Raw genomic sequence first — 10,682 nt, 5'->3', positions numbered from 1 at the left:
CTGTACCCAGTGCGTATTCGGGCTCCAGCTACTGCCCGTCCATGTGTATACGTCTGATGTGCCGTTGTAACTCGAGATCTTGATCTCTACCTTGCTTAACCCGCTGTAGTTGCCGTTTGCCGTGCCGGTAATGGATGTGAGGCTCGATAAAGACGTGTTGTTTGACGGAACTGTTATCTTACTCACCGGCGGAGTGGTGTCATAGTACAGTGTATACTTCAGGCTCGGTGTTTCTTCGTTGGCAACATCGTCTGTGCTCCATGTGCGGATACGGTATTCTTTGTCGCTTACCCAGTTTACGTTCCCGCTGTCCGGATATTTCCAGCCGCTCCATGTAGCCGTCACCGCCGTTGCTGTAAGCGTTGTAACCGATACACTGTTAAAACCGCTGCCATCATAATATTTGCTGTCAGTATAATTCTGTACCGTAAGTTTTACCACGCCGCTGGTTTCCATCCCGACATTGTTATTGTTCGGCCCGGTACGCGGATTATCCGCTGCCGTACCGCTGATGTTTGAAGATGTGTTCAGGTACACCGCAGGGGTTGTTACGTAACTCTCCGGCGCTGTGGTGTCATATATAAACACATTAGACGATGTGCCGGTGTTATACACGCTCTGCCAGTTCCACGCTCTATCCCGTGATTTTGTTACTACCAAATATTTCTTGCCGCTGGTATAGGTCAGCCCGCTGTCAACGTACTGCCAGCTGTCCTGGTATAAACTAAAATCAGATGCGTCATTCGAGGTTGAGATCCATACCTGCCCTGCCCACCCGCCTGTAGCGTTGTAGTACGATCCTGCGGTTAAGTCCTGGACGTATAATTCCACACTAGCTTTTTCACCCGGGCTCTGGTCTTCATATGTACCGCTGAGCGTGGGTAATGACGCGTATTCACCGGGTACTGCTGCCGTACCAGCAGGAAGGACTACCGTTGAGGTAGGGAAGTTTGTGTCATACACAAACACAAGGCCTGTACTTGCCGTACCGTTATTACCGGCTTTATCTATGGCATATGTCTTCACCAGATACTCGTGGTTTGTCTGGAAGACCAGTGTTCCGCTGCTCCAGGTTGTTGTAACATTGCTGCCCGCAGAACTGTTATTGGCTGTCAGCCAGTTGTTTTCGCCGGTTACGCTGAATGTACTGCCGTTCCACCACGGGCCGGACGGATATTCCTGTAGTTCATACTTAACACTGTTAGCGTTGATACCGATATTATCTTTTGCCGTTCCTGTGATACCGGTTATACTGTTATAATGCCCGCTGCTTAACGGGTACGTAACATAACTCGAAGGTAGTTCTGTGTCATAACTGAACGTGTTCGATGACGTACCGACTGTCGCCCAGGTCTGCTGGTTTCCCGCGGTGTCACGCGTACGCGTTTGCACTGTATATGTATAACCATTCTGTAACGCAGGTGTCGTTAACTCCCAGGTCTTCGTTGCAGCTCCACCTGTTAGTGTCGCTGTGCTCCACACTATTCCCGCTGCGTTAAATGTGCTTGTGCCGTTCCAGTACATCCCGCTTACAGTTTCACGTACTGCTGCTTCCACTTCGATTATGCCAGATACACTGTCGTACGCGGTGCCGCTGAGCGTTGCGATGCTCTGCGTAGCTGAACCATAGAACCCGCCGTTTACAGGTAAGGTCAACGCTGCGGTCGGACGGGTAACGTCGTATGTAAACGTCTTTGTCTTTACATTTTCTTCGTTCCCGGGTAACGGCAACGCATTATCCGAGGACCAGTATTTAAGTTCATAACTATGCCCGTCTTTCCAGTTCGAGTTGCTCACATATGTGCTGTACCAGGTCGCCCAGCTGTCAGATGTCTTTAATGTCCATGTACTTGCTAATGTTGCTGTCCACCCGCCGCTTATGCCGTTCTCCCACCACTTATTCTCTTCATCCGCACCAGAGGTTGTGTCTTTGTATGTCATGCTTACCGTACGCATTCCGCTCTTTAACGGCCGCGTGCCTTCTAGGTCAGCGCTTGTACCACTTAACGTTGGTAAATAGTTTACGTATGTCATCGTGCTCGTCGGTAAGGTAACATAACTCTCAGGCGCTGTCGCGTCATATATAAATGTTGAACCGTTTACGTTGTAGAAATCTTCTGTGTTCAACGCTGCATCACGGCCGCGTACTGTTATGTAGTAACTCGTACCGCTAACTAAATCACTGCCCGTAAGACTCGTGTATTCCCAGCTCTTGGGTACTCCGCCTGTGGGTGTTATTGATAAGTAGAACGCCGCTGGCGCGCTTTGGTTAAACTTATCGGACTCAGTCGCACCGCTTCCGCCGTTCCACCAGCTCATCAACGCGTTGTTCCTGATTCCTATATGCACGTTTGATACCCCGCTGCCGCCGGTGGATGCGTCCGATGATGTTCCCGTAAGCGTGCTCAAACTTCTTAAGTATGTTCCCGCTCCCGGTGAAGAGACGTAACTCAACGGCGGAACGTTGTCATAACGGAACTGCAAACTTGTGCTGTAATATACTTGATAGTTACCCGCATGGTCCAGTGTGCGGCTCATCACCTGGTACTGTTTCCCTACTGTCCAGGTAAACGTTGCTCCCCAGGTGCTCCAGCTGCTGTTACCGCTTGTGTCTATCTGAGGATAACTGTACCATGCATTCTCCGGAAGGATCTCGTCTTCATTAGTACCTTCTGACTTCCAGCTGTTTACGCTGTTATCATACCACCGGCCAATGTCCATATCTTTTATGCGGATGTCTACACGGCGGATACGCCCTACACTGCCATCCGTGCTTGTACCGCTGATGGTATCTAAACTGCGTTCATACGCAAGATTTGGATCCTGGATTGTTGACGTCGGTAGGCTTGTGTCATAACGGAACGTGTATTCCAGTAACGTGTTCGTTGATATGTTTAAACTATTATCCTTTGCCCTGGCCTTAACTAAATACAGTTTATCCGTCACCCAGGTAGGCGTGGCAGCCGTATGCGTCCAGTTAGAGCCCTGCCCGCTTGCGCTGAACCAGTACGTCGTGTTCTGCGTAAACCCGTAGTTCGGCGTGTCGGGTTTCCACCAGAATCCGCTGACTTCCGTATCCTGTACCGCCAACTGTACTATGCTTAATCCTGATACGTTCGCCCCGGGATCCGCTGCCGTTCCGCTGAGCGTTGCCAAGACGTTATGATAATGCGTTGAAGGGGTTTGCAGGTACGCTTTTGGATACGTTTCATCCCATGTGAAATAACTCGTTACCCATCCGCTTAGCATCCCCGCCCAGTCATCTGCTCTTACGTGTATCTGGTACAACTTACCGTCATTGTATGATGGGCTTGTGTAGGTCCACGGATTCGTGGACGTTGCCACTACCCAGCTGCTAGTGTTCACCACCCAGCTCGTACTGCCCGGATGCCAGTAACTGTTATCAGTCTCGTTATACAACCGTGTATACACTTTATCCACACCGCTGGTTACGTCCCAGCTCGTTCCCGTTATCGTTTCAAGCGTATTCGCAGGGCCGTGATAATTCGTCCCCGTATCCGCAGGAGTGTTTATCCGCACCATCGGCGCCGTGATGTCATACGTGAATACCACAGTACTAAGAACCGTATCATAATTCCCTGCTGTGTCCAACCCGCGGCTTATTATGCGATACGTTGCACCGTCTACCCAGCTTACATTCGTGTATGTCCATGTGGTGTGATAATTCCCGAACCCGCTGCTGCTATTGCTTGCCTGTACCCAGTGCGTATTCGGGCTCCAGCTACTGCCCGTCCATGTGTATACGTCTGATGTGCCGTTGTAACTCGAGATCTTGATCTCTACCTTGCTTAACCCGCTGTAGTTGCCGTTTGCCGTGCCGCTGAGCGTAGCTAAAGACTTTAACTGGCTGCCGTCTGTGGGTATACTGATTTTACTTACAGGATTTGTCCAGTCAAACACAAACACAGTACCTGTATCCCAAGCCTCAGCATTACCCGACGGTAATGCAGTATCTAAACCCTTTGCTTTTATTCTATACAACTGGTCAGATGTAAGGTCTGATTTCAGGAACGGATGTGACCACGTGGCATTAACTGAATATTTAGGATTAAGTTCTTCACCAACAAAATACGCACTATTAACCGTCCAAGACGATCCTGTCCAATAATATGTAGTACCCGTATCATCAATCCTGGATAATTCTAACTGCACAGTCGCTGCACCGGAGAGATTATCCGTAAAACCACCCTGGAGGTCAAACGATTCTGCAGGATTAAGCGCCTGATTTTGTTGTGCAGGATATGTTATAGTAGTCTGCGGTGCTGTCACATCCATTAAGAAACTTAACGAAGCTACAGCAACTGTGAATATACTCTGCTGATTCCCGGCAGTATCCTCCGCACGGATTTGCGTCGTATAAGTATGGCTATCATTTGCAACATCCATTAACGATGCCGGCGTTGCGTATGACCACGATGAAGTATAAAGTGTTACCAAATTCCAGCGTTGCCCGATCTTCCATCCGTTTGAAGCATCAGACGGTTGTGCAGTTACACCGTCACTCCAATACCGTTCACCACCGGAATAATTATTATCTTTAAGAGAAACCCTTACTTCTTTCAATCCATCGGACGGCGAATCAAGCATTGTCCCTGAAACCGTTGGTAATGCACTATACACAACACTATTCGACGGATAAGTAACCGTAGCTGTCGGTGTAATCAAATCATACGTAAAATCAAAACCATTGGATGTAACACTATTTGCCGGTTTAGCTTTATCCAATGTCCATGTGGTCAACCTGTAAGAACTCAGGTTTTGCCAGGTTGGGGTTGAACCCGAGAACTGCCAATGCTGTGGTGCAACTTCTTCCGGATAATACGTTGCTGCAGTCCATGTAGAATAATTCACCCACTGTTGTGTCAACCCATTCCAATAGGTTGCCCCTTGCGTTAAGTCACGGATTTGCAGCATAACATTCAACACACCCGCAAGCGCGTCAGTCGCAGTACCTGATAATGTCGGCAGATTATTGACATACGACTTATTCGGTAATACTAATCCCGCTGTGGGGTTATGCGAATCTTTCCATACAGTATAAACCGCATTTGGCGCTACCCCTGGAGGATTACCGTCATATTCAGAAACGTTCTGGTCACTCTTGGCTTTTGTCGCAAAAGTATAACTTGACCCATGAACAAATGTCAGCGATTCATGGCTGTAACTCCATGTACTCAACGGTGGCGGCGGAAGGATTACTACCCAAGTTGAATAATCCACCCATGTACTCAATGTATGCGACCAGTAATAATTATCGCTTTCACGTTTTATCATAAGATCCAACCGCACAGTTTCCGGCGATGAACTTGCCGTACCCGCGATCGGGCTGATCAGCTGGTAATACCCTTTATCCACTGCTGACTGCGCAGCGAATGTATTTATCACCGACGTTGGCCGTGGAGGTTCGAGCCTGAAAATCTTTGTGGAGGACCAATTACCCACATTCCCAGCTTTATCAATTGATAACGCGCGGATATCATAATTTGTATAAGACACCCAATCAACTACTGACGTATCCCACACCCATTCAGTTCCATTCCATGACGCCCAAACACCAGTAGAAGTATCGGTTATCCAATCGTTATACGACCACACCTGATCATTATCCTTACGCTGTAGTTGCACCAATACTTTATCCACTATCCCCAGGGTTTTAAAATCATTTGCTGTACCGGATATTGTAGGCATTTGGTTAGCCACATAATCTCCGTATGTCCCGCCTTCAGGCCCGAGCGATGCCGGGTATGATACATACGATATTGGCGCGGTAGTATCGAAAACGAAGTAGTTAGTTGTACCCCACGCAAGATTGTTCGCATTATCATACGCACGGCAGATAATGGTATACGACGAATCGTCTGTCCAATAACTATTACTTAATGTATAGCTCCACTGATAACTTGTTGAAGCGGTTAAAGTCAACGTTGTTGAACTCCAATGAATCGATGTTACACTACTAAACGAACTTCCACACCAGTAATAACTATCAGTCTCGCGTTTAGCCGAGAACTCAACTCTTTTAACATCGGACGGTACACCGTTGACACAAATTGTAGGATCATTAGCCGTCCCGCTAAGCGTTGTCAACATCTTCACCCAAGTATTATGTTGAGGTTGATTAACACTTGATACCGGTGTCGTGTTATCGTAATAATATGTATTTGTAGCATATCCAGTTTCATAATTCGGCCCACTGGGTTCCTGCACTGCATCCTGCGCACGTGAGTTTATATAGTACGCGTACCCGGTCTCCCATATACCATTAGCAACAGTTATCTGATAATTACCGCCTGAAGGAATAGCTTCCCACGGCCAGTCAGTATCTGCTCCTGCCCAACTGATACCGCTGTAATAAGAACCGTCTGAACGTTTAACCCTGAATTTAACTTTAGTAACACCTACGCCGTTATCCGGATCATTTGAGGTCCCGGTGATTGTATCAAGGTATGTTGACCGGTAATCATTCGCTGACGGATAATACATTAACGATACCGGCGGAGTCCAATCTAAACGGAACGATGTGGTGGTCCACTGCGACAAATTACTTGCGCGGTCAATTGCTCTGGTATACAATTCATATATCCCGCCTGTAGTCCACCTGCTTTCTTCACCTAGCCTTGTATAGTCCCATGCAGTCCCTGCCGGTGGTGTTGAAGTCCAGACAATACTGTCATTTTCAAACCCGACCGGCTGCGGAGTTTCACGCCAGTATTTTGTATCATTTAGCCGCTTAATCGCAAACCTTATCTCGCTAACCCCTGCAGGCCCAATATCTTGTACCGTCCCTGTGATTGTAGCTAACGATGAGTAATAAGTATTATTTTCAGGATCAATTACTGCAAATTCAGGTACTGACTTGTCAATCTGAATTGAAACTTTTCCAGCAACATTACCCGACCCGCTACCTTCAACATTACCTGCTTTATCATTCGCACGCGCTGTAATCTCATAACTTTCACCTTCAACCCAAACATCAGTTGAAACAGACAATGTCCATCTACTTGTTGCAGGAGTCCATGTATCCAGAGTCAACCATGCCTGTGCGTCATCACTGCTCCACGTTGGTGGCGTGGTTTTGTTGGTCAAGTACGGCGGTGACGACCCGCGTTTAATCTTTATTCTCACGCGGTCCGATGCAAGTAAACCTGTCCAGTTAGCTGTCGGTGAATCCGCTGCAGTCCCTGAAATTGTTTCTATTATACCGTAGAACTGCGACGCGTTTGTCGGATATTCAATGTATGATACCGGCTCTGTTTTGTCGTATAACAATGTAAACGTAACCGACGGATCACCAGTATTTATTGCGGAATCTACCGCCCTTGAATTAACCGAGTATTCATGCTGGTCAGTCCAAACATCAGCTTCAGTATCAATCACGTACGACCAGTTATTACCCGGAGTTGTTACATTAAACCATGTATTTCCACCTGCGTCGTTAACCCAACCCGTACCACTATAATATGTTGTACCTCTGGTTACATCGCGTATGCGTAACTGAACATTTGTAATACTGCTTACCGCATCATTTGCAGTACCTGAAATAGTAGTAACCGTATGTTGTTCACTCGCTGTCGGTAATGTTACTTCAGAAGTTGGCTTAACATCGTCGTATATAAATGTATGGGACGATATCACAGAAGTATTAACCGCATTATCCTTCGCCCATACTTCCACCATAAACGTTTTACCGTTAACACTTCCCGGTTTCCAATCAAAGTTAGCGGTGTAGTACCATGTAGTATTAGTCAGTATACCTTTTACAGGAAGATTAGCTGAACTTGTATTCCACCCGGTACCAGTCCAATAATATGTTGTCTCCGTTGTGAAATCATAACTTATTCTTACAGTTACAGTATCTATTCCTGATGTATAACCATTAGCAATAACAGTATTATCCGCAACTGTACCTGAAACAGTTGCCATTGCGTTGTAAGACAGATTACCTGTAGCAGGGACAAGAACCTTTGTTACCGGCACTTCGTTATCAAATGTAAACGTGTTTGAGTCATTACCAACAGTAAACGTTTGGCGTATATTCCCAGCATTATCTTTTCCACGAATCACAATCGAATATTTCTTACCACTTACCCAGGAGTCATCTTCCGATGCGCCACCCGGAGGGTTGGTGATACCTGTAAACTTCCAGTTTTCTGTGTCGGTAGCAACACGCCAAACAGCGGACGCATTAGGATCTTCTCCCAGGAACGCTGTACCGTCCCAATATTTACCGTTAAGCAAATTCTGTGTCCGTACTTGTATCTCCGCTATCCCGCTGAAATCATCAGTTGAAGTACCTGAAACCGTAACTAAAGAATTATAGAATCCAGTATTCACAGGTTTTTGTATATAACTCACCGGCGCCTCGTTATCAACTCCAAATCTGTTATACACCGTTGGTGATTCAGTATTACTGGCAGTATCTACAGCTTTAGACCATATCCTGTAATATCTTCCACTAGGCCAAGTAGGATTCGGTACATCTGTGTATGTCCACGCAGCCGATGTTGTATAAATTTCCGCACTTGTTATCGTCCAGGTCGACGTATCAATCCACCCGTTTTGTGTCCCAGCCCAGTACTTGTTACTTGGTTCTGTTCCGGTAGTTTCAACATATATTCTTACATATACCTCTTCTATCCCCGATGGAATATCTTCCGCTGTACCAGACAAAGTTGGTAACGTGGTATAATTCAGCCCATCTGCAGGTGTTTTAACCCAGGAATTCGGCGGTGTGGTATCAACACTGAAGTTACGGGTAGGATCATCTGACTCCACATTTGCTGATGGATACTGAACATTATCCGTCGCTTTTGTACGTATGATATAAGTGTAGGGCGTAAGCCATGTGGAAGACGATATTTCCGTAAATCTCCAGGACTTAGTTCCACCGTCGGTACTATAAATAGTGGTATCACGCCATTGTATTGTATTTGAAGTTACAGGGAAAGTTGAACCATTCCACCATCTTTCATCTCCAAGACCAGGATAATTAACAACTTTGATTGAAATCTGTATCCCGCTGACCCCCGTAGTCGCGTCATAGGCAGTCCCCGATACTGTTGACAAAACATCTGTTGTACCGTTATACCCAGTACCTTCTACTGGGCGATACACAAACGAGTCAGGTTCAGTATTATCGAACACAAACGTTACTGAACTTATGATAGATTCATAATTATTAATATTATCCGCAGCACGAACTTTTATACGGTACTCAGACCCGCTTGCCCATGCATTTGTTAATGATGAATAATTCCAGTTTCCACTCGCCAGAGTAGATGAGAGCCACCATGTACCGACATTTGTCCATGAAGAAGCTGTCCACTGATATGAATCCGAGGTTCTTTCTAACATAACATCAACCTTCTGTACACCCGAATTCGTAATTCCTGTTGCCGTTACGGGATAATCCAATACTGTCCCTGTGATTGTAGCTAACGCTTTGTACTTACCATTATCCACCGGCGATACAAAGAACGATTTTGGTTCAGAAGAATCATAGACGAAGTATCTCGTACAATCTTCTGTCTGTTCATTACCCGGGCTGGGTAATGCATTATCCTGAGCATGTGAAGTTATCCTATAACGTTTTCCATCCTCCCATTGTGGAATATTTGTTAATGACCATACTTGACCGGTGACTTCCAGATAATTTGTTGTACCTGTCAGTGTATCCCAATCGTAACCAGGGTTATTGAACTTCCAATATTTATCAGCAGCAATATCGTAGATAGTAAGTTTTACCTTATTAACTCCGCTATAAAGTTCGCGTGTCCCTGCAGGATCCGCAGAAGTACCGGTGATTGAACTTAATGAACTGTAATACGCATTAGTCGGTATAGTTATTGTTGATACCGGCGGAGTATCATCGTATATGAACGTACTACCGTATACACTATAAAAATCTTCTGTGTTCAGCGCTGCGTCACGCGACCTTACTGTTACGTAGTAACTTGTTCCGCTGACTAATCCTGTAAGTGAAGCATATTCCCAACTCCGCGGCTCACCACCGGTTGGTGTTATCGACAAATAAAATCCCGGAGGTGCGCTCTGGCTGAACCTCTGAGATTCATTTGCACCGCTCCCAGACCACCAAGTATTTAATGCATTATTGCGAATAGCTATATGGACATTTGTAACCCCGCTACCGCCAGTATCAGCATCAGTGGAAGTACCCGTAATACTCGATAAACTGCGGATGTATGTACTATTTGCCGGGCTTATTATCTTCGTTATTGGACTTAAATCGTCGTATCTGAACAATACACTTGTACTATAAACTGTTTGGTAATTGTTTGATTTATCCCTGCCGCGACTCATAACTTTATACTGGTTCCCCAGTGTCCAGGTGAATGTCGCGCTCCACGCGCTCCAGTTGCCCGAGGTGTTCATCAGAGGGTACGTAAACCACGCATTTTCAGGTAGTATCTCATCAGTATCAGAACCTTCGCTCTTCCATCCCTTTGTTGTATTATCCCACCAACGCGTAATTGTCTCGTTCCATATCCTCACGCTTACTTCGCTTACTTCCCCAGGTGTGTCCGCTCCCGTGCCTGAGATACTGGCTAAACTCTTTTCGTTGCTTAAGTCAGGGTCAGTTACCGTGCTCGTGGGCAGGCTCGTGTCATACATGAATGTGCATTCAAGAACGCTTTCCGTTG

Annotated in this window: 1 protein-coding gene; it reads right to left on the bottom strand. The window is 46.3% G+C overall.

Going from position 1 to position 10,682, the window contains the following annotated elements; all coding sequences use genetic code 11:
* On the bottom strand, positions 1 to 10,682 hold a 10,682-nt coding region (locus tag WC955_11795; GenBank protein MFA5859733.1), incomplete at both ends, for a hypothetical protein.

Source organism: Elusimicrobiota bacterium, from assembly GCA_041658405.1.
Taxonomy (GTDB): domain Bacteria; phylum Elusimicrobiota; class UBA5214; order JBBAAG01; family JBBAAG01; genus JBBAAG01.
The sequence above is the reverse complement of the archived record's forward strand: the minus strand, read 5'-3'. Positions and strand labels throughout refer to the sequence as shown.